This window comes from Stenotrophomonas lactitubi (assembly GCF_002803515.1).
GTDB classification, from domain to species: domain Bacteria; phylum Pseudomonadota; class Gammaproteobacteria; order Xanthomonadales; family Xanthomonadaceae; genus Stenotrophomonas; species Stenotrophomonas lactitubi.
This window is the reverse complement of record NZ_PHQX01000001.1, coordinates 3,642,123-3,666,088: the sequence shown is the minus strand read 5'-3', so window position 1 is coordinate 3,666,088 and position 23,966 is coordinate 3,642,123. Positions and strand designations below refer to the sequence as shown.

Genomic DNA, 23,966 nt, shown 5'->3' with positions numbered 1-23,966 from the left:
CGGGAGATCTCAGGCTGCGGTGGTGGCCGGCTTCTCGGCCATGGCTGCCAGGCGTTCGAGGCGCTCGGCTTCGGTGATGTAGTAGTCGTGCCGGTCCTGTCGGACCTGTGCGGAGAAGAACGGATCAGTTAGGGCGTGCTCGGCGGCGGCGCGGTTGGCTTTAGCCAGGCGGGCTGGGTCGTGGTCGAAGATGTCGAGCTGGTTCCGGTGGTCCATGTGTGGCGCCGGCTCGCTGTTTCAGTTGGAGCGAATGCGGGGCCACAGCGCTGGCATTCGCTTCTGCCATTCGGCGTACCGGATGCGCAGGCCAGCTTTCAGCACGCGTTGGTGCTGCTCGCCGAACTGCACGCGCAGCGCGTGGAAGCGATCTGGGTGCAGTGCGAGCGCCACCTGGTAGCGCTGCAGCCGCTGCTCGGGGGTGGGCTGGATGGTGCTGGCGATCACGGCGTCGACGCCGCTGCCCAGAAGGTGCAGGCAGGCCATCACCGCACCAACCTGTGCAGGTTCGACGCGACGCGCTGGCGCTGTTCTTCCGCCTCACGCTGGCGCTGTGCGCTCGCCTGATGCATGCAGTACACGCGGTAGGGGTGACGTCGGGGACGTTTCGCCCGCTCCAGGGCGGCGCGCTGATCCGCTGTCAGCTCGGGCGCTGGTAGCTTGATTGCAGACGCCCTCATTCAGCACCGCCTTGGGCGCTGGTGCCCTCGGTGGAGGCAATGAATGCCTGCAGCTTCTTCTGGCTCGCGGTCGGCAGAGAAATGTAGGTGCGGCCGGCGACAACGCAGTGCTGGCCTGCGGTCTCGCTGAAGGTCGGCGCGGCATCTGTGGCAGCGAACATGACCATGGCCTTTCTGCCTTGGGTGCGTCGCCAGCCAGAAATGCTCCAGCCGCCTTCATCCTTCATAGCGCGCAGGCGCATGCCGTAGCCTGGCACTTCGATGATGGCGAAGCTCGGGGTGGCGGCGGCACTCATGCAGCACCACCTTGTGCTCGCAACATGCGGCGCAGGCTCTTGCGCACATCGGCGATGGCTCGGCCGGCACTGGAGCGACGATCCAGCACGGCGCGCGCTGCGACGTCTGCGGCGGCCGCGACGAGGCGGGGTGGGAAGCCCATGCCGGTGGCCGCGGTGGCGGCTGCCTTCGCAGCGCTGGCCGCGCGCTGGGCGAGCGGGTAACTGATGGAGGCGATCACGCTGCACCACCTTGGCTGATGGTGTAGCCGCGGCTGCGCGTGGCGTTGATGCGGTAACCGTGCTGCTGCAGCTTCTGGCGCAGGCGGCAGATGGTCACTTCCACCGTGTTCGACTTCCGACCAGCGCCGCCATAGAGCTGGTCTTCCAGCGCCGAGCGGCTGATCGGGGTGTCACCCGCGTTGATGATCAGCTGCAGCACCTTCGACTCGGTCGGGCTGAGCGGCAGGCGTTGTGCGCCGATCATGGCGGCGCGCGGCTCAGTACGGAGGCCGGTGATCACGGCGCCACCTCCACGAAAGCCAGTTCATGCATGACGCACTGCGCCCGGACCAGCACCGGTGAGGCGCTCGGCTCTTTGCCGTCTGCGGCCGATAGGGGGACAACCGTATTGGCCCGGACGCATGCCGCCGGGGAGACCTGATAGGAGCCGCTCAGCACCGCATCGACTGCGTCGAGGGCCAGTTGCCAACGGGCAGGCTCGAAATGATGGGAGAGGGCTTCAGTAACTCCTGCAGCGCAGTCCGGTACTCGGCTCGCATCGCGAAAGGCATTGAGGGAAGTGTTGGCGACCGTGGCGCGCAGGCCCCAGTCGTCGGCGGCGGCGAGCTCGTACACGGCAAGGGCGGCGCAGATGCGCGGGCTGGTGATCACCAGCCCTTCCGGTGTGTCGTCAGCGGTCGCTGCCGGAGCGTCGGCCGGGCTGGCCCAGGCGACCACGCCCAGGAGGATGAAGCACGCCAGTGCGGCCAAGCCGATTCGGGCGGTGCGTTTCGTGGAATTGGTCAGGGGCATATCTGCATCCGTCGCTGGGAACGGGTGCAGATTACCAAAAGGTAAAGTTAAAGCAATACCAAAAGGTAAATTATTTTTGCTGTTGCGGGCCGCGCAAGCTGTGGAGCGGGCCAGGTGCCCGACATTGTTAATATGAAAGTGATACGGAGTCTTGGATGTTGAGGAGGAGTGAGATGGCGCTTGTAGCGTGTGAAGAGTGCGGTCGGGAGATCAGCGACAAGTCGGTGGCATGTGTTGGTTGCGGGGCGCCGACACCGGCACCTGTGCAGGCTCCTGATAGCGTCGCCTCCAAGCAATCAACCGAGTTGCCAGCCGCAGCTGCGCGGGCTGCACATTCGGAATTCAGGCCCTTCCTATGGGTGTCGCTGATTCTTCTATCCGTAGTGGCCGTATCGCTATTGTGGCGAATGGCCTCTTCTGGGCCGGCAGCGCGCTCGCCAGCGGAGATCGAGGCCAAGCGGAAGTCCGAGGAGCAGACCAACGTACTGCTGGCAGTCAAAGACTGCGAGAATCGATACGCCCAGATGAACTCAGATCGGCAATACACACCGGCGGAATTGCGAGCTTATGCGCAGGTCTGCGAGCAGATCCGAAGCAACTACAAGGCTAAGTGGGGCGTCGACCCGTAAGTCTCCTGCAGCTTCTCAATTGAAGCGGTCGATGCGATTTCGCAGGTAGACCTTGCCGCCGATCATGGCTCCGCTCGGAAGCGGGAAGGCAGGGTACAGAGTGGAGTTTGCGCTCACGATGTAGACAGAATCTCCTCTGTCCTGGAGTCCTTTAACCTGCTGACCGCTTCCAGTGTTGATCAGGTAGATCCCGTCCCCGTCGAACGATTGGATGCCCGAGTCGACAAGTAGCGACTCGCCAGGCTGGATGATTGGGATCATCGAGTCGCCCCGGCCTGTGACAAGGACCAAGCGGCCAGGTGGCGGGACAAATCCCACGATCGACCGGATGTAGCTCGATGTGAAATCCATCGATCGGATCACCTCTGGGAAATCGTCGTTGATCCGTCCATCTCCCATTGCTGCCTCTCCGTCCAGTTGTTGGACGTGAACATAGCCATAGGCTGTCGCAGTCTCTGCGACGCGTGAGACAGGGGATTGGTTGACTGTAGCTCCCAGCGGGTAGGTCAGGAAACCGGCAGGCATGCCAGCCGCTTCCTCCAATGAGGCCGCGCGCTTCTCACCGAACGACTTACGTTTTAGCAATCCAGACAGTTCGCCTTGGTTGACGCCGGTGGCGGCGGCGAAAGACGCCTGGCTGCCGCCATGATTCTCAGCGATCCATTGCTGAAGGCGCAGACGGCGGGCGGCGACGGTAGGGGTGTCATCGGTGCTCATAACGTCAGTTTCCGTTACCTACTGGTAATTGACCAAATGGTGTTGCAATGTCTTTACCTTCTGGTAAAGTCAGCGCCCATGGACACACTTCGCACCTACCTCGGCACTTTGGCACCAGACGAGCAGGCGGTTTTCGCCGCGAACGCTGGGACGACGATTGGTTACCTGCGAAAGGCACTGAGCAAGCGCACTCGCTTTGATGGCGCGCTCGCTCGGCGTCTGGATGAGCAGAGCGGGGGACAGGTCTCCCGGAGCGAGCTGCGGCCCGACATTTTCGATCCGCCTGCAGCTGCCTGCGCCGACCCCGACTCCGACCGCATCGTTCCAGTTGAGGTGGCCTGAGATGCTTCCTAACGATTGGCGGGGCCTCGTACAGACGACAGCTTCACTGGGTCGCATGACCTGCCTCTACAAGACGGATGGCTGCCCGGTGGATGCCGGCGTTCTTGCACAGAATGACCACGATGGCCCCGTCTGGTGCCTCATCGACGGGCTTCCTGATCTCGCGCTTAGTGGTCAGGCCGGTGGTGGGCATGACGACGCTCATGCTCCAGTCGTCATTCAATTTCACTTGAAGCTCAAGCAGCTTCGCCAGGCGCTCAGCTTCAGCGAGAGGGCCTTTGCGTGCATCCCCGCTGATGGGCGCAACGATCAGAAATATGGACTTGTCCTGGCCAACGGCCTTGTACAGGCCGTCGTTGATGCGGGTGATTTCCATGTCTTCGTTCCTTGTGGTCCGTTGCGGTTGATGGCTGGAGGCGTGGAAACCCCAGCTTATCAACCGCTCGGCCACGCCAACGACTCCGGCCGCATCGGTCCAGTCGAGGTGGCCTGAGATGCGCGCACTGAAGCGACGACTGGGGATCCATCGCCGGCTGCTGGAGTGCCAACAGCAGGGGCACCTTGCCCGGCAGCTGAGCGATGCGCATTCGGTGGCGGTGCCAACGCTGAGGATCGTCCAGTTGCCGAGCGGCAGGATGGTTTGCCTCGGGGTTACGGCTTCTGAAGCCCTGAGCGAAGGTGTGAGCCCCGAAAGGCTTAACAGGGCCGTTATGCGGTCCTGCCTTGAACGGCAATCCGAGATGTCTGGCTCACCAGAGAAAGTCCCTGCTGCAGTGCTTGCCGGAAGTGCGGCAAGTCGTTGCAGGGCAGGGCTGTATGGGTGGCTGCGATTTCCGGTAGCAGCGCTTGCCAAGCGGCTTCGAATCGCTCCGGTTGAGGATGCGAAGCGATGAGCATCCGGACAGCGTACTCCAATGCCTTTGCGTGCCCGATTGATGCCGCGAGGCTGTCTTCCAGCCTCGCCACCTGTTCCTGGTCCATGTCGCCTTCCTTGCGGGCTGTTCGTGTGGAAACGCCAGCCTAGCGCAAGGAGGGTGGCTCCAAATCCCTGAATTCCGGTCGTCCTGTCCATGGCGACCACTTTGCATCGCCTCCCGAGGTGCGTAAATGAAGCCTGATCCTCAGTACCAAGAACCCAGGTCCTCTGTGGTGTTCCGCCACACGACCGACGCCATCCGAAACAGCGGCCACACCGATAGCAGCTTGGCCCAGGCCATCGCCGAGCAATACATGGCGGACGTGGCGCCGGGCGAGCGCATCGTCCAGTTCCACGCGGGCGACGATGCCGACAGCGTTGAGCGCGCGCTGAAGGCGAACGCCCAGCTGGTGGGCCGCATCCGCAACGGCACGGTCAAGATGCCGGTAGATCTTGAAGAATCGTGGGTCCGCGCGCTGCCGCCGCATTGGCGGGATGCGTGCTCCCGTGAACTGGTGCAGCGCTATGGCTTTCTCGGTGCGCGAATCCCTCTGATGGAGCCGCATGCCGGCGTCCTGGCTGTGGCCCGCTTGTCGGTCGAGTTCGGCCACACCCTGGAAGCAATCACCAACGTCCTGGCCGACGGCCGCATCTGCCCGAAGGACATTCCGGAACTGCGCCGCGCGCTGGACGAGATCGGGCAGCTGGAAGCCGAGCTGATCACTGCCAAGCGGTATGTATCGGGCCACCTTCATGACCTGGCACCGCGCGCGGTGCAGGGAGCTCAAGCATGAGCTCTGCGGCCATGGTCAGCTGGGCCATCGCGGTCGTCGGCGAGTTCGACAACGCCGGCCGGCGTATCCCCGAGAACGTTGTTTCGCTTCTGCCCATGGTGGAGGTCGTGCTCTGGGCCAAAGAACAGGCGCAGCCGATTCAAGCGGAAAAGTTGCAGGCACGGTTCGGCCTTTCGCGCGCCACCGCATATCGATGGCTGACGGCGCTGCATGACGTACATGATCCAGCGGCTGCGCGTCGGCGAGTGCCGGGCTTGCGTCCGCTGAGCACCGCCTTGGCACGCGAACTACCGGTCTCGGCCTCGACCGGGGGCACGCCATGATCTTGGCCCCTTCCTTGGGATCGCGCTGTACGTGGGCACGTGCCGAGTCTGTGCCTGCCCGCGAGCCGGAACCGGTGTTGCATCCAACACGCCGTGCCAACGCGCCGGCGCACGCGCTCAGCGGCTACAACACCACCCGCATCGTCATGGAGTTCATGCGGTGGGCAGTCGAGCGCGAAGAGTTCCCGACCGTGGAAGCAATTGTCCGGCGCTTCGAAGTGAGCCGTGCAACTGCGTACCGGTGGCGCGGCTACTTGGCCCAGACGTACTGCCTGGAGACCCTGCCGCCGAACGAGCATGAGATTGCCCGGATCGGCAAGCCCGGGGCGAAGGCTCGCGCCGGGCAAGCGGACGGGGCAGGGCGATGATCTACTTCGAGATGTACCCCGGCGACTACCTCAAGGACACCACGCGTCTGTCCCTGACGGACCACGGCGTCTACTTCAAGCTGATGCTCGCCTATTACTCGGAAGAACAGGCGCTGCCGGAGAGCCTGGCTGAGCTGTACGTCATCGCCAGTGCCATCACGACGGCTGATAAGGCAGCAGTGAAGAAGGTTGCCGAGCGCTATTTCCCTGTGGCCGAGGACGGCCTACGGCACAGCAAGCGCTGCGACGAGCAGATCGCCAAAGCCCAGGGCCGCATCGCCGAGGGCCAGGGGCGTCGCGACGCACGAAAGAGCAATGAAACCGAGCGACAGGCGCGGACCCGCGCACGCAGAACGACGCTGTTCGAAGACTTGCGGGCCGTCGGCGTTGTGCCGGATGGCCTGGTAACGATGGCTGAGCTCAAGGCCCTACATGTCACGCATGTCACGCACAACGAAAGCGTGACAAATGCCGCAATGTCACGCGTGACCGACCGTGACATGTCGCGCCAGTCACGCGTGACTGCGGGTGTGAAAACAGGTGTGAACACGGGTAACCAGACCCCAGACCCCATATCTATTACTCCAGATACATCACTGCACACTCAAGGATCTCTAGGGGGTGTGACTGATGCGGGGCGTGCGTGCCTGCTGATGCGGCAGGCAGGGTGCCATTCCACCAACCCAAGCCATCCCGACCTGCTGGCAGCCCTGAATGAGGGCGTGATGCCAGAGACGCTGGGGCACACGGTCGCTGAAGGGCTAGCGCGATCGCCACCGGTCACGAACCCGTTCCCCTGGGCGATCAAGACCGCCCGCAATCGCCACGCGGCCGGCGCAATGCCAGCAATCCCCAAGACCACCGGAGGCACAAATGCAAACCCTCAGCTCAGTTCTGCCGACCAGGTCGCAGAGCAGCGACGACTCCACGAACAACGCGCGGCAGCTGGCGGCTTGGGCGGATCAGGCGGCGATGTCATCGACGTCGAGTTCGAACCCGTCCACCACTGAGCCGGACCAGCGAGCGGTGAGTGCATTGTGGACGGTCTGGGAACGCATGGCCGGCATGTTCCCCGGCAAGTGGGTACGCGAGAACGGCTCTGCCCCGGTGAACAACGCCGGCAGCCTGACCACCGCCGGTGAATTGTGGTTCCAGGTGATGACAGGGATCACCCCACGGCAGGTGGCGGACGGCTTGGCCAACTGCCTGCGCAGCGCGCTGCAGTGGCCGCCGAACCCCGGGCAGTTCCGTGCGATGTGCCTCGGCGTTCCAGCCCTCGCCGAGGTCGACGGCCAGATGCGGCCCGGCCAAGCCCACAGCGGCTTTACCGTGCTGGTGCGGTCGAAGCTGGACCTGCACGCCTACGCCACGGCCGAGAGCGGCGCGCTGCAACAGCGCATGCTTGCCAACGCCTACGAGCGCGCGGTGAAGCACGTCATGGACGGCGGCGCCGTGCCTGCGCCGGCGGCCGCACTGCCCGCGCCGAAACCCGAGCCGCAGGTGGTGCGCGATCGCGATGCGGCGCGCAGCGCCATGGCGCAGGCGGCTGCTGAGCTGGGTTTTGGGGGCATGCATGGAGCCGGCTGACATTCGGGCCTACCAGCGGCAGCTGATCCTTTTCTGCCTGGGCATCCATGGCGAGAGCACAGCAGCCGAGGCGTTGGAGCTGATGGGTAATGCCGCGCTGGAAGCCGGTGCCCCGCGCGAGGCGATGCTGCTGAGCACGGCGGCGGCCGCTGGCCTGTTGCGGGAACTGGATGGCGAAGGCCTGGTACGCCGATGCGAGAACCGCGATAGCGTCCGCGACGGTCGGCCGGTGGCCACGTGGGCAGCCACTGACGCTGGTCGCATTGAGCGGGCTCCACTGCCGCCATCGGGCCAGCAGCAGCTGGCCATGCCGATGCTGGGTCCCGTGCCCGGCCAGCGCACACGCGGCGGCCTGTCGATGGAGCAGCTGATGGGACTGCTCAACGTGGAGTTCGATTGCATGCTCGAGCAGATGGACCGGGAGCACCAGGCGGCGCAGCGGCGCGCCCGGCAGGAGTTCGAAGCGTTCCGCCAGCGCGCGATGCGCGTTTGGGGCGCATCAGAGGCGTCGGTCTGATGCCTCCGAAGTCGAGCCCACGGCGCGCGCTGCGCTACGCCACCCCGCAGGACATGCCAGAAGGCATGCGCAGGCTGTTCGAGAAGGTCCCCGCGTCCGCTCTTGAACCGCCGGCACCCGCGCGCGCCTATCGGCCAGCGGCAGTGGCGAAGTCCGAAAGCAGCGGCAACGCCGCCGGCAAAGTGGCGCGCGGCCGGCCGCGTCATGTGCCTGGGGAAATGAACAAGACCGAGGCCGCCTATGCCGAGTACCTGCAGCAGCAGCTGCATGCGGGCGCGATCGCCTGGTTCCGTTTCGAGTCGGTGAAGCTGAAGTTGGCCAACAAGACCCATCTCACCATCGACTTCTTTGTGATGACGACCGCCGGCGAACTGGAAGCCCACGAGGTCAAGGGCTACTGGGAAGAAGACGCCCGCGTGAAGGTGAAGGTGGCCGCCGAGATGTACCCATTCCGATTCCTGGCAGTCCAGCGCGCCACCGATGGCGGCTGGAAAACGGAGGTGTTCGCTTGAACGCAATGATGATTGGCGGTGCCACCGTGCGCCGCGACGACGTGGGCAGGTTCTGCCTGAACGATCTGCACCAGGCTGCCGGTGGCGCGAAGCGGCACCAGCCCAGCGACTGGCAGCGGCTGAAGCAGACCGAGGAGCTGATCACCGAGCTGGCTAACTCCGGGGAATCCCGGGTTTACCCGGTCCACTCGGTGGCGGGGCGTTACGGCGGCAGCTACGTGGTGCGGGAGTTGGTCTACGCATATGCCATGTGGATCAGCCCGAGCTTCAGCCTGCAGGTAATCCGCGCCTACGACGCGCTGGCCGCCGGCGCACCGGCGCCCGACCCCATGCAGGCGCTTACTGACCCTGCGACCCTGCGCGCGCTGCTGCTGTCCTACAGCGAGAAGGCAGAGATCCTCGAGGCGCGCGTGCAGTACCAGGAACCGCAGGTCCGCGCGCTGCTGCGGCTGACGCAGGCCGACGGCGCATTCAACATCAGCACCGCGGCCAAGATGCTGCAGGTCCAACCGCGGCAGCTGTTCGCCTGGCTGTCCGAGCACAGCTGGATCTACCGTCGCGCCGGCAGCAAGAACTGGCTGGCCTACCAAAACCGGTTGCAGCAGGGCGTGCTGGTGCACAAGGCCTGTGTGCAGCGGGGCGAGGGCGATCAGGAGCGCGTGCACGAACAGGTGCTGGTGACCGCCAAGGGCCTGTCGCGCCTGGCAGAGAGCATCGATCGCGGCCAGATGACCTGGGCGCAGGCCGATGCGGCGACCGGATTGCAGCTGGTCTCCGAGGCATGCCCATGAGCTTGAAGCCAATCAGAGGTATGGGAATTTCGAAGCCGCACATCACCTTCGGTCGATACTTCGATGGCTCGCAGATGGTGAAGGTTGACTATTGGCCGATGTGGCCAGTGGATGCCGGCTGGTCCCACGCTGCAGGGGAGGACCTGGCAGAAGCATGGGATGCGCACTTGCTGTGCTACGTGGACGACGACGACGACGCGGAGGCGGCCTGATGGACGCATCTGAGAAGCGAGCGATAGGCATGATCGCCAACATGCTGCGTTTGCGCGGCTGGGCCGGCGAGTTTGGCGCGCAGATTCTGGAGCAGCGTCCCGCCGATGTTCGCCTCACAGGCGCCGATGCCATCGAGGTGATCACTGCAGCCCTCGCGCCACCTACGGGCTACGTGCTGGTGCCGGAGGTGATGACCGAGGACATGGCGGTGGCCTTCGCGGAGGCATGGTTCAGCAAGGTGCGGGCGATTGATGATTGCGAACCGCAGGATGCGTGGGCGGCTGCGCTGGCTGTGCGCCCGGAGGTGCCGTGATGGGCGGGGTGATCATAAATCGGCCGGCAGTTGCGTCGGTGAAGCCGGGCACGGCCCAGGAAGAGCAGCTGCAGCTGAAAGGCATCGGTCGCCTGCTCGCGGGGTTCGGGTATCGCTACGGGTCGGAGGTCCAGCTGCACGAGGTTCTGGCCAACGTTCTGGACAAGGCTGGCCATGCGCACGTGCGCGAGTACCGGCTGGACGCCAGCAACCGCGCTGACTTCTGGCTGGACGGCATGGTGATCGAGGTGAAGGTGGCTGGCTCCCTCGCCGATGCCCTGCGGCAGGTGGGGCGCTACATCAACCTGCCGCAAGTGCGCGGGGTGCTGCTGGCCACCACCGAACGCTGGGGCGAACGCCCTCTCGTGGCCCGGCCGGCCTGGCAGGGCAAGCCTTTCAACATCATTCGCCTGAAGAGGCAGGCACTGTGATGCAGACGACCTATGGAACCCTCCTGTACAGCGCCGCCGGCAGCACCTGGCGGGTGATCTGCGAGCCGCAGGTGCGCGCGCGGATGAAGCGCGTGTTCCCTCGGGTGCGGCAGCACGCAGCCGAGCACATCGACCTGTCGGCCACGCCAGAGAACAGCCGGGAGTTGCAGTGGTTCACGCAGCGCTATCCGCTGTCGATGGATGCCGACACACAGCGCGCGCTGCAGCAGCTGGCCGACGAGCATGTGGACATGGAGCGCAGCCTGGGCGAACTGCTGGCCGGCCGCGTGCAGATCCCAAAATTCACCTTGGCCAAGCCGCCGCGCGAGTATCAGCGCGTGGCGGGGGCTCAGCTGTCCATCCGTGGCGGGCTGCTGCTGGCCGACGATCTTGGCCTCGGCAAGACGGTCACCGGCATCTGCCCGATGGCCACGCCGGGCAACTTGCCCGCCGTTGTTGTGTATCCGGCGGCGCTGCCGAATCACTGGCCGGAGAAGCTGGCCGAGTTCGCGCCCCAGCTGCGCGTGCACCACATCCGCAAGGGATCACCGTATCCGCTGGTACGACAGCCTAAACAGCGCATCCAGGATCTTTGGGACACGCTGCCAGACGTGATCCTGGTCAGCTACCACAAGCTTCGTGGCTGGGCCGAGACGCTGGGGGAGATCGCGCAGTACGTGGTGTTCGAAGAATGCCAGCAGCTGCGCAGCCCGGACAGCAGCATCCACAGGGCCTGCCGCCATCTGGCCAGCCGGGCACGCCTACGCATGGGCCTGACCGCCACCCCTATCTACAACTACGGGTGCGAGTTCTTCCACGTGGTCGATCCGCTGCTGCCGGGCTGCCTGGGCACCTATGACGAGTTCCTCCGGGAATGGTGCATCTCCGCCCCGGGGGAGAAGGCCAAGCTGCAGGACGCTGAGCAGTTCGGCCAGTATCTGCGGCGCCAAGGGATCATGCTGCGCCGCACGCGAAAGGAAGTGGGGCGCGAGCTGCCCGCGCTGTCGAAGATCCCGCACGAGGTCGAGGCCGACGCCAAGGCGCTGGACGCCATCACCGGTGACGCCGCTGCGCTGGCGCGGATCATCCTCCGGGCCAACGAGCAGTACCGTGGCGAGAAGATGCAGGCCGCTGGTGAGTTTGACCGGCTGCTGCGGCAGGCGACCGGCGTGGCCAAGGCACCCTACGTGGCCGAGTTCGTCAGGCTGCTGCTGGAGAGCGGCCAGAAGGTGCTGCTATTCGGGTGGCACCGCGAGGTCTACAGCATCTGGCAGGAGAAGCTGGCTGCCTACAACCCTGTCATGTACACCGGCAGCGAGTCGCCGAGCCAGAAGCAGGCGGCAAAGGAGGCATTCATCGCCGGGGACAGTCAGGTGATGCTGATAAGCCTCCGCTCTGGTGCTGGCATCGACGGGCTGCAGCACGTGTGCAGCACCGTGGTGTTCGGCGAGCTGGACTGGTCGCCCGGCGTGCACGAGCAGTGCATCGGCCGCGTGCACCGCGACGGCCAGACCGAGCCGGTCATGGCCTACTTCCTGCTGTCCGACAGTGGCAGCGACCCGATTGTGTCGGACGTGCTCGGGGTGAAGCGGGAGCAGATCGAAGGTGTGCGCAGCCCCGGTGAACACTTGGTGGAGCGCCTGGACGTTGGCGAGAACCAGCTACGCGCGCTGGCCCAGCAGTTCCTTCAACAGCAGGGCGTGGCCCTGGAAACAACGAACGTGACAACCATGGAGACCTCCCGATGATTCCTCAATTCCTCAGCCTGGACGAGGCAACCCACCACCTGTACCTGGAAGGAAAGGAGGGCCCCATCAGGTGCAAGGTCGACGGCAACCTGTGGGAGGTCTGGCTCGACGGCCGGTCCCGCTGGGTCAGCGCCTGCGAGGTGGCCTGATGTCGGCAGTGGGCGCGCCCGCGGTAGCCCTGACGCCTTGCGGCAACTGCGGCAGCGACAAAGTGCGCATGCGCGTGCGGGGCAACGCCGGCAGCCGCCGCACCGCGCAGGTCGTATGCGCGCGCTGCAGCGCCCAGGGTGAGCTGTGCGTCGGCGCAGATGCGGAAGTTCAGGCGGCCAAGGCGTGGGGGCACAAACTCCACGTGCCTCCGGCACCGCCAGCCGCGAAGGTGGTGCGCGGCCGAGTGCCGGTGCCAGAACCCACCCTGCAGCGTGACCCGCTTGAGCTGGTCGCGCGCATGCTGGTCGGCGGAAGCTTCCGCGAGCCATCGAATGGCAGATCAACCATGCCGCCGCTGACCGCCGCCGACATCGCTGGGGCGGTCGGCATGATGCGCGACTCAGTGGCCAAACAGGCAGTGCTGGCAGTCGCTCTGCGCGGACAGGGAGTGTCTCTGTCGTCGCTGGGGCGTTCACTGGCCAGGAGGGTGATGCGGCAGATTCAGTGGCAGCGGCACAGCAGCGCAAAGCCAGCGCTGCGAATGGATGACCCGGCTGACCGCTGGCGCATGAGGCTGGTGCTGCAGGACGCGATAAACGACCTGGTGTGGCCCGAAGCGAAGATCGCAGCACAGGATGCGGCCAAGGCGGCAAAGATGCGGAAGGGCGACTACCTGCGCGTGTACGGGATCGCTGCGACAACGCTGCGCCAGGCACTGGAAGATGGGCGGAAGGAATTCAGTGGCAGAGTGTTCAACGGGCCTCAGAGTGGTTCAAGCTAGAACCACTCTGAGGAATCGCAGACCTTCAGCCGACCATGTGCCCATCGTACCCAGCAAACGCCATACCAGCCTTCAATGAGTTGAATGCGGCCCTGGCCTCGTCCAAGTTCTTGTGAGGGAAAGAAAGTTCCTTTCCGTTCTTCAGGTACACATCGAGGCGATACACGTTCTCATTGAGTTCAAAGTGAGAGATTTCGTCGGCAACGACTGTGACATTCGTAAAATTGATCGTGAAGCCCACCACAAACACCCCCTGTTAATGCCGAGATTGAATTAAGCAACATTACCGCATTCGACCCGAAACTTACCGCATTCGGTCGACTGCGGTAAGGAACCTTACCGCAGTTGCAGCGGGAACCAGGATTGTTGTTCAATCAGTACCGTGGGCGAGGTTCCAATCAACCCGCACTCAACGGCCGCAGGCCTGGACTCGGGAGGTCCAGTGACCTGCGGTTCGTCGTTTCTGAGGTGCGAAGCCCGACCATCAAACAGAGCGACGCCCCGATGCCTGCCAGCACCGGGGCGTCGCCGCAGTACACGCGTTTCAGCCGCGTGCCATTGGCCTAAGCCCTGCCGCTCTCCGGAGAGCGCGTGCAGTTTGCTTAACAAATGTCGCAACAGCTGAGACTTGAACACAAAGACCCTATTCCCTTGGCCGGGCGGTAAAACGCGCCTGGTGAAACACCTGCTGCCCCTTATCAACCAGCGGGACCACACCTGCTACGTTGAAGCCTTCGCCGGCAGTGCTGCGATGCTGTTCGAACGCTCGCCGGCGAAGATCGAGGTGCTCAACGACACGCATGGCGAACTGGTACGGCTGTACCGCGTTGTGGCGAACCACCTGGACGAGTTCGTTCGGCACTTCCGCTGGTCCCTGACCAGTCGTGAGATGTACCGGTGGGCACAGCTGCAGAACGTCGACACGCTGACCGACATCCAGCGCGCTGCCCGGTTCTACTATCTGCAGAAGCTCAGCTTTGGCGGGAAGGTGGAAGGCCAAACACTCGGGGTGGGCCCGACTGGCGCCAAGCGCATCAACCTGCTCCGGCTGGAACAGGATCTGAGCGACGCCCACATGCGGCTGCATGGCGTGGTGATCGAGCAGCTGTCCTGGCAGCGGTGCATTGAAAAGTACGACCGGCCCGAGACGCTCTTCTTCCTGGACCCGCCGTACTGGCAGACTACCGGCTATGGCCAGGCATTCCCGCTGGAAGAGTACGAGCAGCTGGCTGCCGTGATCGGCGCGTTGAAGGGTAGGGCGATCCTCACCATCAACGACCATCCACAGATGCGCGCGCTGTTCGATCGATTCCATCGCGTCAGTGTCCCTATTCGATACACGGTCGGCGGCGGTGCTGGGGTAGCACGCACTGAGCTGATCTACACCACGTAGCTGGGCCACGGCTCGGCGTTCTCTTTGCCCGTTCCCCGACCGGATCAACCCTCGCGCCCAGCCGGCAGCGGGGCGGGCACCCTTCTGCAGGAACCCCTGATGGCCAAGATCACCGCGCAACAGGCAGGCGGCACCAACGTCGTCGCCTTCTTGGACATGCTGGCCTGGTCCGAGGGCACCAGCACCAGCCCGGCTACGAAGAACCAGGGTTACGACGTGATCGTGACCGGTGCCGATCGTGTGCCGGAGATCTTCACCGACTACTCGGTGCACCCGTTCTCCCGAGGACGGAAGTCGAAGGCCATCAACAGCAAGGGCCTGACCTCGAACGCATCTGGCCGCTACCAGTTCATGCTGAAGGACTATGCCCACTACCGCGAGCTGCTGAAGCTGCAGGACTTCGGGCCGCTGTCGCAGGATCTCTGGGCCATCCAGCTGATCCGCGAGCGCCGCGCAGTGCCACTGATCCAGTCGGGCCGGATCGTGGAAGCCATCGCGAAGGTGCGGAATATCTGGGCAAGCCTGCCGGGCGCAGGCTACGGCCAGCCTGAGCACGCCTTGGATAAGCTGCTGGCTGCCTACCGCAAGGCTGGCGGGGCAGTGGCGCCGTGACCGAGCCGATGAGTACCTTGAAAACGTTCGTTGGGACGTTCACCGCTGCGGTGGTGGCGCCGGCGACGGCAGACGCATTGCGCGAAGCCGAGCGAATCATCCTGGGCGTGCCGCAGTCGGTGCTGCTGGTGGCAATGGCCGGTGCATTGATCGGCGTCCTGCTGCTGCCGGAGAAGGACGCCGAGCGAGTAGCCGCTGACGCCAATCGCCGCCGCGGCCACCGGTTCCTACAGACGGCCGCGCGCTGGGCTGCCTTGGCGGTGGCGGTGGTGGCGTACGCGATTGTGGCCGCATGGGTCATCGCCGTTGCTGCGTCGATCTGGCCTGCTCTTGCTGGTGCGCCGCAGCTGCCGCTGGCCGGCCTGTCGGGCGTCCTGATCCGCCGGCTGCTGCCCGGCTACGTGCGCATGGTGGAGAAAGCCACCGGCGCCATCGGAGGCGATAAGCCATGAGCGTGCTAATTCGATTCCTGCGTGCGGCGTGGGAGCTGGTCATCGGCGCCGCCGCTGACGCGCTGCAGTGGCTCAGGAAGCCCGGGAGCAAGGTCAAGCTGGTATGTGCCGTGCTGGCCTTTGGCTGCATGGTGTCCGGCCTGACAGCTTGGGAGAAAGAGCAGAAGATCCGCGACCTGAGCGCCCAGGTGGTCAAGGTCCGGTCCGACTGGAAGGCTGATGCCGCCCGACTGCAGGCCGACGTGGATACCCGCGATCAGCGGCTCGCCGAGGTCGCCGTTGCACTGCGGGCAGAGGCCGAGAAGCTGGAAGCCCTCAAGGCGGAGAGCGCTGCGGCGCTGCAGGCCCTGGCCGGAAAGATCGAGGCGTCCGAGAAGGAGGCGTCCACCTGGCGTGGTCGGTACGAGCAGCGGCCCGACACCTGCAAGGCGGCGCTGGAATTGCTTGATTCCGCCTGCCCAGCATTGAAGGGGTACTGACATGCGCACCATCGTGGTTGTCACAGCTGCGTTGCTGGCCGCATGTCAGGGCGTACCTGCCAAGTCCAACGCACCTGCGCCGGCCGTCATCAAAGTGCCGGTGGCCACCTATGTCCCCATCGATGCCGCGCTGACCAAGCGCTGCAGCTGGGTGCGGGACGGCAAGCCCTCGGCGGTGTTCGATGTAAGCAACGGCCGCAAGCGTTGCTTGGTGCAATACGAGGCGCAGTTCGATGCGATCAACCAGGTGCAGGGCAAGCCGGCTGCGGAGACGGGTAACTGAACCCGTGAGGATTCTTGCGGGAGCGGCGTTTCACGGTCGATGTTCCACGAGAGCGGGGGCCCCTGAGGTTATCCACAGCAACCAGGGGGAATTCGGACCCCGGTAATTGACAGTTTTTCGGCCTCTATGGTGCTCCACCACAGGTCACGTATTTGGCGGATTTTCCCGGGAGAAACCGCATTTTCAGGGCTGAATAGGCTGTACATCGGGTAGGACATGGCTGACATCCGCGAATTCACCCAAGGCTGGTCCGTGGCCCGCCTCGCGGATGAGTTCGGCATGGACCGCCGAACGGCCGGCAAGCGCCTGAAAGAGGCCGGCGTTCCGCCGCTGACCAAGCGAGCCGGGCATGACGTCTACCGCCTGGCCGACGCGGCGGCCGCGCTCGTCAATCCAAGCACCGCGGCGTTCGGCGCTGAGGGTGTGGTCGATCCTCGCGACCTTCCACCCATGGAGCGGCGCGCGTTCTACCAGTCGGAAAACGAACGCCTGAAGGTCGAGTCGACCATTGGGCAGCTGGTGCCGGCGGCCGAGGTCGAGGCCGACTACGCCGAGCTGGTGAAGAAGGTCGTGCAGTTCTTCGACACGCTGCCTGACGTGCTCGAGCGCAAAGCAGGGCTCACGCCAGAGCAGGTGGTGAAGGTCCAGGACGAGTGCGATCGCGTCCGGCAATCCATGTATGAGGGCATCACCGATGACGACGTACGCGACAGCGCGTAGCGTGCGCCTCGGCGTTGCCGAGATGATCCGGCCGCCGCGCCGAATCCGGGTAAGCGAGGGCGCACGGGTGCTGCAGGTGGCCAATGCCGCCGGCGCCGCTGGCGGCTGGGATCCGGACACCACGCCCTACATGGTCGAGCCGCTCGATACGACCGGCAGTCGCCATTACGAGGCGGTGGTGTTCGTCGGCCCAGCACGGTCTGGCAAGACGATTTCCCTGATCGATGCGCGCCTGGCATATTTGATCACCTGCAACCCGGCCGATGCCATGGTTGTGCAGATGTCCAAGGATGCGGCCGAGGATTACAGCAAGACGCGAATCTCCCGCAGCATCTCGGCCAGTCCCGAGCTGCGCTCGCGGCTCAGCCCCAGGGCGCACGACGACAACATTCTGCTGAAGTTCTTTCGGTCGGGTATGTCGCTGCGCATGGGCTGGCCGTCGGTGTCGGTGCTCTCGGGCAAGGACATCCATGACGTCCTGATGACGGACGTGGACAACTACACCGGCGATCTGGCCATCGACGAGTGCTTCGGCTTGGCGCTGAAGCGCACGCAGACCTACATGTCTGCCGGCATGGTGGTGGCCGAGTCGAGTCCGGCGACCGATTACACCGATGGTGCGTGGAAACCGCAGAACCCGCATCAAGGGCCACCGGCCGCCGGCATCGCCGCGCTGTATGCGCGTGGAGACCGACGCCGTTGGTACTGGCCGTGCCCGGAGTGCGGCGAGCGCTTCCAGGCGGCGCCAGGCTATGAAGGCTTTGCGCTTCCTCCGATGGACGAACTCCTCGAGCGGGTCGTGCTGGATGACGTGCAGAAGATGGCGCGCCACTACTCGATGCTGCATTGCCCCCACTGTGGGGTTGGCCTGAAGCATCGCTGGAAGGACGGTATGAATCGGGCCGGCGTCTGGGCAGCCGAGGGCCAGATCGTCCACGCTGATGGCACTGTTACCGGCGACCGGCCTGAGGCGCGCATCGCCAGCTACTGGCTGGGCGGTGTGGCGGCGGCGTATCAGTCGTGGGAATCGCTGGTCGAGCGCTACTTTCAGGCGCTGCGAACATTCGCTACCACGGGTGAAGAGCGGCCGCTGAAGACGACGCACAACGTCGATGGCGCAATCAACTACGTGCCCATGGCTGCGCGGTCGGCCAGTGATCCGGGCGAGATGCAGGAGCGGGCAGAGGTTTGGCCGACCGGGACGGTTCCTCCCGGCGTGCGCTTTCTGATTGGCACTGTCGACGTTCAGGCCAACCGCTTCGTGGTGCTGGTGCTGGGGTTCGGAATCGGTGAATCAGGCCAGCTTGAGCGTTGGGTGGTGGATTCCTTCACCCTTCGCACCTCCAAGCGCGAAGACGGGTCGGGCGGTTTCCTGCCGCTGGATCCGCCGAAGTACCTGGAGGACTGGGAACGCTTGGTCGACAAAGTAATCAGCAGGCGCTACACGCTGGCAGACGACACCGGCCGCAGCATGCCGGTGCGTGCTGTCGGCATCGACTGGGGCGGCAAGTCAGGCACGTCGGTGCGCGCGTTGGAATTCTGGCGATCGCTGAAGGAGCGGAAGCTGCATGCCAGAGTGCGTCTGATCAAGGGTGAAGCGCGGCGCGAGGCCGGCCTGTTCCGCGAGACGTTCCCCGACAGCAGCAAACGCCGTGACCGAAAATCCGGGTCAAAGGGCGATGTGCCGCAGCTGCTGCTCAACGTGGACCGGCTGAAGGACACCGTCGACGCCAACGTGAAGCGCGCAGAACCTGGGCCCGGCTTCTATCACTTCCCCGACTGGCTGCCAGAGGCGTTCTACGCCGAGCTGACAGCAGAGTCGCGGACCGTCAACGGCTGGAAGAACTTGGCCGGCCGCCGAAACGAGGCATTCGACCTTACCGGCTATGCCGAGGGCCTGGCTCTCTGGTTGAAGGTGCCGGCCATCAAGTGGGACACGCCACCGGCGTGGGCCGCGGCGTGGGACGACAACCCCGACGTGAGGGCAGACGATGTGACGCCGGCGCCACCGCCGCGTGCTCGCCGCCGTCCCGTCATTCGAAGCAAGTACCTGGGACGTTGATATGGCATTCACCAAAGAGCAGGTCGCCAAGCTGGAGGGCGCGATCGCGGCTGGCGTGCTGAGCGTCCGATACGCCGACCGCACCGTGACGTACCAGAGCCTGTCCGAAATGCGGAAGCTGCTGAAGCAGATGCGCGAAGAGTTGGGCGGACCTGCGGGGGCGCGCCGTCGCCCCCGGATCGTGCGCCTCTACCAGTCGGGGACCGGCAATGTCTGATATCTCCGAGAGCACCTACCGTGCGGCCGGTAACGGCCGCCGCCTGCGGACATTCCGCCCCACCTCTTTGGGCCCGAATGCCGCGTTGCTGGGTCTGCCCACGCTGTTGGCGCGTGCCCGGCACCTGGCCCGGAATGACCCGTGGATGGTCAGTGCGCTCAACAAGAGCGTCTCCAACGGTATCGCCACCGGAATCCAGGCCAAGCCGATCTGGGGCACCAAGGAGCACAAGAAGAAGGTCACCAAGCTGTGGCTGCGCTGGGCGAAGTACGCCGATGCCGATGGTGTGCTGGACTGGAGTGGATTGCAGGCGCTGGGCTGGCGCGAATGGAAGGAGGCGGGAGAGGTGTTTGCCCGCATTCGGTTCCGCCTGCCTGAGGATGGACTGCCTGTCCCCCTGCAGGTGCAGCTGATCGAGTCGGAGCAGTGTCCGCAGCATTACAACGGAGTAGCCAGCAATGGCAACGTGATCCGGCAGGGCATTGAGGTCGACCGCATCGGCCGCCGTGTCGCCTACTGGATGTACCGGGAACACCCGGGCGACTTGCAGATGACCGTCAACGGCAACGAGCTGGTCCGCGTGCCGGCCGAGCAGGTGCTCCATCTGTACCGGCCCAACCGGGCAGGTGCAATACGCGGTGTGCCGGGCTCGGCCCCAGCGCTGCTGCGCATGTTCAACCTGGACCGTCTCGATGACGCGGTGCTGGAACGCCAGGCGTTGGCCAACCTGTTCGCCGGATTCATCACCACCGAAGCCAACAGTGAAGGCGAAGAGGGTGAGGCCGTCGGTGACCTGATCACGGGCGAAGATCCGGACGGCACCGCAATCGGCGGGCTGGAGCCTGGCACGCTGCAGGAGCTGCCGCCGGGACGCAAGATCGACTTTGCTGACCCACCGAGCGCGGGCTCGGATTACGCCGAGTTCCTGCGTGGCCACTTGCTCGCCATCTGCGCGAGCCAGGACGTGCCCTACGAGGTACTAACTGGCGACCTACGCAACGTGTCCGACCGCGCGCTGCGGTTGATCCTCAACGAGTTCCGCCGCGTCATCGAGCAGGACCAGTGGCTGTACATGATCCCCATGTTCTGCCAGCGGGTTCGGGATGCCTTCTTCGATCAGGCCGTGTTGACCGGCCTGCTGAAGGTGCCGCGATATGCAGCGCTGCGCGATGACGTCACCGAAACGCTGTGGGTGCCCGAGGGGTGGCCTTGGAGCCATCCGGTGCAAGACGTGACCTCCGAGCTCAAGGCCGTGCGCGCCGGCTTCAAGTCGCGCAGCAAGGTCGTGCTGAGCGCCGGTGAGGATCCCGAACAGGTCGATGCCGAGCAGGCTCAGGACAACGAGCGCGCCGACGCCGCAGGGCTGCGCTACGACAGCGACCCGAGGCGAACGAACGCATCTGGTGCGCGGCAAGACGAAGAACCCGGTGCTTCTGGCACCAACAACGATGAAGGGAATGACGATGACGAGTAAGCCAGGCCTGTTGGCCCGAATTCTGGGTCGTGGCAGCCGCGCACCCGTGGTGGCATCGCTCGCTGCCGCGGTCCTCAATCAGCCGCTGCTGGTGCAGCCCGCTATCGGCGAGGCGCTGGTCGGCGGCTACCTGGAAGGAAAGATCACCAGCGCTGACAGCGTGCTCAAAGCTGACCGGTTTGAAGCCAGCGGGTCGGATGGTCAGGCCGTTGGCGTCGCCCAGAATGTGATCGGCGTGATCAACCTGTCCGGCGCAATGGTGAACCGCCCGATGCCCGGTGCCAGTGGGCCTGGGCCGGTCAGCTACGCGGCAGTGCGCGATACGTTCGACGAACTGCTCGAGGACGATGCGGTCACCTCGATCATCCTTCGCCTGGACACGCCGGGCGGCATGGCCTCGGGATGCTTCGACCTGGTCGACCACATCTTCGAGGCCCGAGGCCGCAAACCGGTGTACGCACTGGTGGACGACCATGCGTACTCCGCCGGCTTTGCGCTGGCGTCGGCCTGCGACGAGATCTGGGTCAGTCGCACGGGCGGTGTCGGATCGGTAGGCGTGGTCTGCTACCACCACGACTGGAGCGGCAACAACGCCCAGATCGGATTGAAGGTGACCCCGCTCTTTGCCGGGGCGCGCAAGGTCGACTTCAACCCAAACTTCCCGCTCAGTGAGGAAGCCCATGCGGCGGCCATGGCTGATCTGGAGGGCATGCGGAGCATGTTCGTGGACACCGTGGCGCGGAACCTCGGGATGGATGCCGCGGCGGTACACGCCACCGAGGCGGCCTGCTACCGCGGCCAAGCCGCAGTCGATGTGGGTTTTGCCACCCGCCTTGGCACCTGGCATGACCTGATTGCACATCTTGGTGCCGGCGGAGCGCCTGATCCCTTCAGCGAGGGCGACGACGCGCCCGACGATGACCCCGAGGCCGCAGTTGTGCAGCTGCCTCCGGTTCCGGCTGCGGTTCCGGCTGCGGTTCAGGCCCCGGTGGTGCCAGCAGCAACCGGCCCTGCGGTTCAGGCGGCGGAATTGGCCGCCGCTGTGGCTGCAAGTGATCTGCCAGCGGTGCTGGCGATGGCGGTACTGCGTCGGCCGCTGCAGCAGGACGAGGCTGCAGCAAGCGCCATCGAATATGCGACGGCAGTACAGGACGCATGCGCAGCCACGCTGCGCGGTGACGACAGCCTGGCTGCCAGTTTCATCGAGAAGAACACCGACCTCGACACGGTGCGTGCACAGCTGCTGTCGATGAAGGCGGAGGAAGGCCGTAGCACCCAGGTCGTCACCGCACACCCGGCCCCGAAAGCCGACCAACGAGCCGCCGAGATCAAGGCGCAGCTGAACCCCAATCACATCTACAAGCAACGAGGTAACTGACGATGGAAATCTCCCTGGCCGGCACCCGCACCGGTGAATTCCTGCTGTCCGAAGCAGGCGGCGAGCGCAGCCGTGAATTGATCCGCCTCCCTGCCGGGCAGGGCGTGCTGGCCGCCGGCACGCTGCTCAAGGCCGACAACACCGTGGCCACCAACGGCGCCGCAGCAGTGAAGGTGCTGTATGGCGCGGTCGACACCGGTACCGAATCCGACGGTCTGGCCGTCAAGGGCGCGGCGATCGCGCGCGATGCCGAGGTATTCGGCGAGAAGCTGATCTGGGCCAGCGGCGTCACCGATGACCAGAAGCTGCTGGCCGCGCTGAGCCTGGCCGAGTCGGGGATCATCACCCGTTGGACCCAGCAGCCCATCGCATCGAATGCTGCTGATCACCTGGTGTTCGTCTCCACTCCGCTTACCGGCACCGTCGGCGAAGCTCTGCCGCCGATCGTTGCGCACGTGAAGGACATATTCGGCGCTCTGGTCACCGGCAGCACCATCAGCGCCACCCTGGCCAAGGCCACCGGTGCTGGCAACCTGGCCGGCGGCGGTGCCAAGGCTGCAGTGGGCGGTGTCATCACCTGGGACGCGGCCACTCTGAGCGCCGCTGGCGACTACACGCTGAAGGTGACCGCGACCGATCTGGACGAGGCGACCACCGACACCATCACCATCGCGGCAGCCGGCGGCTGATCGCCGACTACACCACAACCAGCTGACTACAGGCCCCGCTTCGGCGGGGCTTTTTTGTATCCCCTTTCGAGAGAGAAATAACCATGGATCTGCAGACCCTTCTGGCGCTGGGCGTGCTGAGCTTCGATGCCCTGAACGCCCACATCAACAACCTGCCGCGCATCAACACGCGGATTTCCGAGATGGGCCTGTTCCAGGAAGATGGCCTGGTCGGCACTACCCTCGTCAAGATCGGCATCAAGGACAACAAGCTGGTGCTGGTGCCCAACGTGCCGCGCGGTTCGCCCGGTCAGCCCAAGGGCCTGGACCGCGGCAAAGTGAAGATCCTGGAAACCACCCATCTTCCGCAGCGTTCCACCGTCATGGCCGATCAGCTGCTGGGTGTGTGGGATCCGGCCGACCCGGAAGGCACCAACGTTGCGTCGCTGGTGAACGGTCTCCAGGTCATCCACAAGCGCGACCTGGACTACACCATCGAGTACCACCGCATGGGCGCCCTTCGCGGAAAGCTGCTGGACGCCGACGGATCGGTCATCGTGGACTTCTACGATGAATTCGGTGTCCAGCAGGCCACCATCGGCATGGAGCTGAATAAGCCCGACACCAAGGTCCGTTCGAAAGTGGTGTCGATCAAGCGTGCGATCGAGGAAAAGCTGGGCGGGGTGCCCTACACCGGCATCCATGTGTTCTGCAGTGCTGGCTTCTTCGATGCGCTGATCGACCACCCTGACGTCGAGGAAGCCTACAAGCGCTGGCAGGATGGTGCAGCGCTGCGCGGCGACCTGCGCAAGGGCTTCGTCTTCGGTGACATCACCTTCGAAGAGCTGCAGGGCAGCACCGGTGGAAAGCTCGCGCTCAATGACGGCGAAGCCATCGCGTTCCCGCTGGGCGTGCCGGACATGTTCCTGACCCGATTCGCGCCGGCGGACTACCTGGAAACTGTTCGCACCAAGGGTCTGCCGTACTACACCAAGACCGCCAAGTTGCGTATGGACAAGGGCATCGAGCTGGAAAGCCAGTCCAACCCGCTGAACATCAACACCCGACCGGACGCGGTAATCCGCCTGAAGGCTGGCGCGAAGTAAGCC

The 23,966-nt window shown here is 64.8% G+C and carries 37 protein-coding genes; 28 read left to right on the top strand and 9 right to left on the bottom strand.

What is annotated here, in order from left to right; all coding sequences use genetic code 11:
* Positions 1-9: 9 nt before the first annotated feature.
* From CR156_RS17240 to CR156_RS17210, 6 genes are all read right to left on the bottom strand, one after another.
* Positions 10-216: a hypothetical protein gene (locus tag CR156_RS17240; RefSeq protein ID WP_100553720.1), complete on the bottom strand. Its 207-nt coding sequence runs from the start codon at positions 214-216 to the stop codon at positions 10-12.
* Positions 217-237: 21 nt separating this feature from the next.
* Positions 238-483: a hypothetical protein gene (locus CR156_RS17235; protein ID WP_100553719.1), complete on the bottom strand. Its 246-nt coding sequence runs from the start codon at positions 481-483 to the stop codon at positions 238-240.
* Between the two features lie 190 nt (positions 484-673).
* On the bottom strand, positions 674-973 hold the full coding sequence (locus CR156_RS17225) for a hypothetical protein (RefSeq protein ID WP_243381877.1): 300 nt from the start codon (positions 971-973) through the stop codon (positions 674-676).
* Entirely contained in the window at positions 970-1,194 is a 225-nt protein-coding gene (locus CR156_RS17220) for a hypothetical protein (protein WP_100553717.1), read from the bottom strand. The genes CR156_RS17225 and CR156_RS17220 overlap by 4 nt, the downstream gene beginning before the upstream one ends.
* Positions 1,191-1,475, bottom strand: coding sequence for a helix-turn-helix domain-containing protein (locus CR156_RS17215; protein WP_100553716.1), 285 nt, complete (start codon positions 1,473-1,475; stop codon positions 1,191-1,193). Before CR156_RS17215 ends, CR156_RS17220 begins: the two co-directional genes overlap by 4 nt.
* On the bottom strand, positions 1,472-1,987 hold the full coding sequence (locus tag CR156_RS17210; protein WP_243381874.1) for a hypothetical protein: 516 nt from the start codon (positions 1,985-1,987) through the stop codon (positions 1,472-1,474). The genes CR156_RS17215 and CR156_RS17210 overlap by 4 nt, the downstream gene beginning before the upstream one ends.
* Before the next feature lie 173 nt (positions 1,988-2,160).
* Here CR156_RS17210 and CR156_RS23070 point away from each other — a divergent pair, with 173 nt between their 5' ends.
* Positions 2,161-2,616, top strand: a complete 456-nt coding sequence (locus CR156_RS23070) for a hypothetical protein (protein WP_207764207.1) — start codon at positions 2,161-2,163, stop codon at positions 2,614-2,616.
* A 15-nt stretch (positions 2,617-2,631) separates the two neighbouring features.
* On the opposite strand, the gene CR156_RS17200 is transcribed toward CR156_RS23070, so the two are convergent.
* Positions 2,632-3,333, bottom strand: coding sequence for a S24 family peptidase (locus tag CR156_RS17200; RefSeq protein WP_100553715.1), 702 nt, complete (start codon positions 3,331-3,333; stop codon positions 2,632-2,634).
* Between the two features lie 78 nt (positions 3,334-3,411).
* On the opposite strand from CR156_RS17200, the gene CR156_RS17195 reads away from it, so the two are divergent.
* The gene (locus CR156_RS17195; protein WP_100554218.1) at positions 3,412-3,675 is read left to right on the top strand and encodes a helix-turn-helix domain-containing protein; all 264 of its coding nucleotides are present in this window, start codon (positions 3,412-3,414) and stop codon (positions 3,673-3,675) included.
* A 43-nt stretch (positions 3,676-3,718) separates the two neighbouring features.
* Here the strand turns inward: CR156_RS17195 and CR156_RS17190 are convergent, their stop codons facing one another.
* Both CR156_RS17190 and CR156_RS17185 read right to left on the bottom strand, forming a co-directional pair.
* A complete protein-coding gene (locus CR156_RS17190) occupies positions 3,719-4,051 on the bottom strand; it encodes a hypothetical protein (RefSeq protein ID WP_100553714.1) in 333 nt (110 codons plus the stop codon).
* A gap of 332 nt (positions 4,052-4,383) precedes the next feature.
* Positions 4,384-4,656 (bottom strand): hypothetical protein, encoded by a 273-nt coding sequence (locus CR156_RS17185; protein WP_100553713.1) that lies wholly within the window; start codon positions 4,654-4,656, stop codon positions 4,384-4,386.
* Positions 4,657-4,824: 168 nt separating this feature from the next.
* On the opposite strand from CR156_RS17185, the gene CR156_RS17180 reads away from it, so the two are divergent.
* From CR156_RS17180 to CR156_RS17055, 26 genes are all read left to right on the top strand, one after another.
* Positions 4,825-5,385 (top strand): hypothetical protein, encoded by a 561-nt coding sequence (locus CR156_RS17180; RefSeq protein ID WP_243381872.1) that lies wholly within the window; start codon positions 4,825-4,827, stop codon positions 5,383-5,385.
* Entirely contained in the window at positions 5,382-5,708 is a 327-nt protein-coding gene (locus tag CR156_RS17175; RefSeq protein ID WP_133120106.1) for a hypothetical protein, read from the top strand. Before CR156_RS17180 ends, CR156_RS17175 begins: the two co-directional genes overlap by 4 nt.
* A 50-nt stretch (positions 5,709-5,758) precedes the next feature.
* Positions 5,759-6,076: a hypothetical protein gene (locus CR156_RS17170; RefSeq protein ID WP_133120105.1), complete on the top strand. Its 318-nt coding sequence runs from the start codon at positions 5,759-5,761 to the stop codon at positions 6,074-6,076.
* Positions 6,073-7,086 carry a YdaU family protein gene (locus tag CR156_RS17165; protein ID WP_100553709.1) on the top strand — a complete coding sequence of 338 codons (1,014 nt, stop codon included), beginning with the start codon at positions 6,073-6,075 and terminating at the stop codon, positions 7,084-7,086. Before CR156_RS17170 ends, CR156_RS17165 begins: the two co-directional genes overlap by 4 nt.
* Positions 7,087-7,102: 16 nt before the next feature.
* Positions 7,103-7,663: a hypothetical protein gene (locus CR156_RS17160; protein ID WP_243381870.1), complete on the top strand. Its 561-nt coding sequence runs from the start codon at positions 7,103-7,105 to the stop codon at positions 7,661-7,663.
* Positions 7,650-8,180, top strand: a complete 531-nt coding sequence (locus CR156_RS17155; protein ID WP_100553707.1) for a hypothetical protein — start codon at positions 7,650-7,652, stop codon at positions 8,178-8,180. Before CR156_RS17160 ends, CR156_RS17155 begins: the two co-directional genes overlap by 14 nt.
* Positions 8,180-8,692, top strand: a complete 513-nt coding sequence (locus tag CR156_RS23225) for a hypothetical protein (protein WP_243381868.1) — start codon at positions 8,180-8,182, stop codon at positions 8,690-8,692. The genes CR156_RS17155 and CR156_RS23225 overlap by 1 nt, the downstream gene beginning before the upstream one ends.
* A gap of 5 nt (positions 8,693-8,697) precedes the next feature.
* Entirely contained in the window at positions 8,698-9,483 is a 786-nt protein-coding gene (locus CR156_RS17145; protein WP_243382008.1) for a phage antirepressor KilAC domain-containing protein, read from the top strand.
* Positions 9,484-9,503: 20 nt separating this feature from the next.
* Entirely contained in the window at positions 9,504-9,695 is a 192-nt protein-coding gene (locus CR156_RS17140) for a hypothetical protein (RefSeq protein WP_100553705.1), read from the top strand.
* A complete protein-coding gene (locus tag CR156_RS17135) occupies positions 9,695-10,009 on the top strand; it encodes a hypothetical protein (RefSeq protein WP_133120104.1) in 315 nt (104 codons plus the stop codon). The genes CR156_RS17140 and CR156_RS17135 overlap by 1 nt, the downstream gene beginning before the upstream one ends.
* Positions 10,009-10,440, top strand: coding sequence for a hypothetical protein (locus CR156_RS17130; protein WP_100553703.1), 432 nt, complete (start codon positions 10,009-10,011; stop codon positions 10,438-10,440). Before CR156_RS17135 ends, CR156_RS17130 begins: the two co-directional genes overlap by 1 nt.
* The gene (locus CR156_RS17125) at positions 10,440-12,188 is read left to right on the top strand and encodes an SNF2-related protein (protein ID WP_100553702.1); all 1,749 of its coding nucleotides are present in this window, start codon (positions 10,440-10,442) and stop codon (positions 12,186-12,188) included. The genes CR156_RS17130 and CR156_RS17125 overlap by 1 nt, the downstream gene beginning before the upstream one ends.
* A complete protein-coding gene (locus CR156_RS23000) occupies positions 12,185-12,337 on the top strand; it encodes a hypothetical protein (RefSeq protein ID WP_165781005.1) in 153 nt (50 codons plus the stop codon). Before CR156_RS17125 ends, CR156_RS23000 begins: the two co-directional genes overlap by 4 nt.
* A complete protein-coding gene (locus CR156_RS17120; protein ID WP_100553701.1) occupies positions 12,337-13,119 on the top strand; it encodes a hypothetical protein in 783 nt (260 codons plus the stop codon). Before CR156_RS23000 ends, CR156_RS17120 begins: the two co-directional genes overlap by 1 nt.
* Before the next feature lie 628 nt (positions 13,120-13,747).
* A complete protein-coding gene (locus tag CR156_RS17110; protein WP_100553699.1) occupies positions 13,748-14,512 on the top strand; it encodes a DNA adenine methylase in 765 nt (254 codons plus the stop codon).
* 99 nt (positions 14,513-14,611) lie between these two features.
* Complete coding sequence (locus CR156_RS17105) at positions 14,612-15,124, top strand: glycoside hydrolase family 24 protein (protein ID WP_100553698.1); 513 nt, start codon at positions 14,612-14,614, stop codon at positions 15,122-15,124.
* Positions 15,121-15,576, top strand: coding sequence for a hypothetical protein (locus CR156_RS17100; RefSeq protein WP_100553697.1), 456 nt, complete (start codon positions 15,121-15,123; stop codon positions 15,574-15,576). The genes CR156_RS17105 and CR156_RS17100 overlap by 4 nt, the downstream gene beginning before the upstream one ends.
* Positions 15,573-16,055 (top strand): hypothetical protein, encoded by a 483-nt coding sequence (locus CR156_RS17095; RefSeq protein WP_100553696.1) that lies wholly within the window; start codon positions 15,573-15,575, stop codon positions 16,053-16,055. Before CR156_RS17100 ends, CR156_RS17095 begins: the two co-directional genes overlap by 4 nt.
* 1 nt (position 16,056) lies before the next feature.
* The gene (locus CR156_RS17090; protein WP_100553695.1) at positions 16,057-16,338 is read left to right on the top strand and encodes a hypothetical protein; all 282 of its coding nucleotides are present in this window, start codon (positions 16,057-16,059) and stop codon (positions 16,336-16,338) included.
* A gap of 216 nt (positions 16,339-16,554) precedes the next feature.
* Positions 16,555-17,058, top strand: a complete 504-nt coding sequence (locus CR156_RS17085) for a DUF1441 family protein (protein WP_100553694.1) — start codon at positions 16,555-16,557, stop codon at positions 17,056-17,058.
* The gene (locus tag CR156_RS17080; protein WP_243381863.1) at positions 17,033-19,120 is read left to right on the top strand and encodes a terminase gpA endonuclease subunit; all 2,088 of its coding nucleotides are present in this window, start codon (positions 17,033-17,035) and stop codon (positions 19,118-19,120) included. Before CR156_RS17085 ends, CR156_RS17080 begins: the two co-directional genes overlap by 26 nt.
* A 1-nt stretch (position 19,121) precedes the next feature.
* Positions 19,122-19,337 carry a phage head-tail joining protein gene (locus tag CR156_RS17075; protein ID WP_049468117.1) on the top strand — a complete coding sequence of 72 codons (216 nt, stop codon included), beginning with the start codon at positions 19,122-19,124 and terminating at the stop codon, positions 19,335-19,337.
* Positions 19,330-20,811 carry a phage portal protein gene (locus CR156_RS17070; protein ID WP_100553692.1) on the top strand — a complete coding sequence of 494 codons (1,482 nt, stop codon included), beginning with the start codon at positions 19,330-19,332 and terminating at the stop codon, positions 20,809-20,811. The genes CR156_RS17075 and CR156_RS17070 overlap by 8 nt, the downstream gene beginning before the upstream one ends.
* Complete coding sequence (locus CR156_RS17065) at positions 20,741-22,189, top strand: S49 family peptidase (protein WP_243381861.1); 1,449 nt, start codon at positions 20,741-20,743, stop codon at positions 22,187-22,189. Before CR156_RS17070 ends, CR156_RS17065 begins: the two co-directional genes overlap by 71 nt.
* A gap of 2 nt (positions 22,190-22,191) precedes the next feature.
* Entirely contained in the window at positions 22,192-22,878 is a 687-nt protein-coding gene (locus CR156_RS17060) for a head decoration protein (protein ID WP_100553691.1), read from the top strand.
* 83 nt (positions 22,879-22,961) lie between these two features.
* Entirely contained in the window at positions 22,962-23,963 is a 1,002-nt protein-coding gene (locus tag CR156_RS17055; RefSeq protein ID WP_100553690.1) for a major capsid protein, read from the top strand.
* The last annotated feature ends 3 nt before the right edge of the window (positions 23,964-23,966 follow it).

Bases quoted from the DNA above. Each gene is read 5' to 3' on its own strand.
- CR156_RS17120 (WP_100553701.1), top strand. From the start codon at position 12,337: ATGTCGGCAGTGGGCGCGCCCGCGGTAGCCCTGACGCCTTGCGGCAAC.
- CR156_RS17105 (WP_100553698.1), top strand. From the start codon at position 14,612: ATGGCCAAGATCACCGCGCAACAGGCAGGCGGCACCAACGTCGTCGCC.
- CR156_RS17175 (WP_133120106.1), top strand. From the start codon at position 5,382: ATGAGCTCTGCGGCCATGGTCAGCTGGGCCATCGCGGTCGTCGGCGAG.
- CR156_RS17185 (WP_100553713.1), bottom strand. From the start codon at position 4,656: ATGGACCAGGAACAGGTGGCGAGGCTGGAAGACAGCCTCGCGGCATCA.
- CR156_RS23000 (WP_165781005.1), top strand. From the start codon at position 12,185: ATGATTCCTCAATTCCTCAGCCTGGACGAGGCAACCCACCACCTGTAC.
- CR156_RS17200 (WP_100553715.1), bottom strand. From the start codon at position 3,333: ATGAGCACCGATGACACCCCTACCGTCGCCGCCCGCCGTCTGCGCCTT.
- CR156_RS23225 (WP_243381868.1), top strand. From the start codon at position 8,180: ATGCCTCCGAAGTCGAGCCCACGGCGCGCGCTGCGCTACGCCACCCCG.
- CR156_RS17210 (WP_243381874.1), bottom strand. From the start codon at position 1,987: ATGCCCCTGACCAATTCCACGAAACGCACCGCCCGAATCGGCTTGGCC.
- CR156_RS17165 (WP_100553709.1), top strand. From the start codon at position 6,073: ATGATCTACTTCGAGATGTACCCCGGCGACTACCTCAAGGACACCACG.
- CR156_RS17095 (WP_100553696.1), top strand. From the start codon at position 15,573: ATGAGCGTGCTAATTCGATTCCTGCGTGCGGCGTGGGAGCTGGTCATC.
- CR156_RS17055 (WP_100553690.1), top strand. From the start codon at position 22,962: ATGGATCTGCAGACCCTTCTGGCGCTGGGCGTGCTGAGCTTCGATGCC.
- CR156_RS17125 (WP_100553702.1), top strand. From the start codon at position 10,440: ATGCAGACGACCTATGGAACCCTCCTGTACAGCGCCGCCGGCAGCACC.
- CR156_RS17085 (WP_100553694.1), top strand. From the start codon at position 16,555: ATGGCTGACATCCGCGAATTCACCCAAGGCTGGTCCGTGGCCCGCCTC.
- CR156_RS17080 (WP_243381863.1), top strand. From the start codon at position 17,033: ATGACGACGTACGCGACAGCGCGTAGCGTGCGCCTCGGCGTTGCCGAG.
- CR156_RS17135 (WP_133120104.1), top strand. From the start codon at position 9,695: ATGGACGCATCTGAGAAGCGAGCGATAGGCATGATCGCCAACATGCTG.
- CR156_RS17130 (WP_100553703.1), top strand. From the start codon at position 10,009: ATGGGCGGGGTGATCATAAATCGGCCGGCAGTTGCGTCGGTGAAGCCG.
- CR156_RS17145 (WP_243382008.1), top strand. From the start codon at position 8,698: ATGATGATTGGCGGTGCCACCGTGCGCCGCGACGACGTGGGCAGGTTC.
- CR156_RS17090 (WP_100553695.1), top strand. From the start codon at position 16,057: ATGCGCACCATCGTGGTTGTCACAGCTGCGTTGCTGGCCGCATGTCAG.
- CR156_RS17070 (WP_100553692.1), top strand. From the start codon at position 19,330: ATGTCTGATATCTCCGAGAGCACCTACCGTGCGGCCGGTAACGGCCGC.
- CR156_RS17155 (WP_100553707.1), top strand. From the start codon at position 7,650: ATGGAGCCGGCTGACATTCGGGCCTACCAGCGGCAGCTGATCCTTTTC.
- CR156_RS17075 (WP_049468117.1), top strand. From the start codon at position 19,122: ATGGCATTCACCAAAGAGCAGGTCGCCAAGCTGGAGGGCGCGATCGCG.
- CR156_RS17195 (WP_100554218.1), top strand. From the start codon at position 3,412: ATGGACACACTTCGCACCTACCTCGGCACTTTGGCACCAGACGAGCAG.
- CR156_RS23070 (WP_207764207.1), top strand. From the start codon at position 2,161: ATGGCGCTTGTAGCGTGTGAAGAGTGCGGTCGGGAGATCAGCGACAAG.
- CR156_RS17060 (WP_100553691.1), top strand. From the start codon at position 22,192: ATGGAAATCTCCCTGGCCGGCACCCGCACCGGTGAATTCCTGCTGTCC.
- CR156_RS17240 (WP_100553720.1), bottom strand. From the start codon at position 216: ATGGACCACCGGAACCAGCTCGACATCTTCGACCACGACCCAGCCCGC.
- CR156_RS17225 (WP_243381877.1), bottom strand. From the start codon at position 973: ATGAGTGCCGCCGCCACCCCGAGCTTCGCCATCATCGAAGTGCCAGGC.
- CR156_RS17235 (WP_100553719.1), bottom strand. From the start codon at position 483: ATGGCCTGCCTGCACCTTCTGGGCAGCGGCGTCGACGCCGTGATCGCC.
- CR156_RS17190 (WP_100553714.1), bottom strand. From the start codon at position 4,051: ATGGAAATCACCCGCATCAACGACGGCCTGTACAAGGCCGTTGGCCAG.
- CR156_RS17140 (WP_100553705.1), top strand. From the start codon at position 9,504: ATGGGAATTTCGAAGCCGCACATCACCTTCGGTCGATACTTCGATGGC.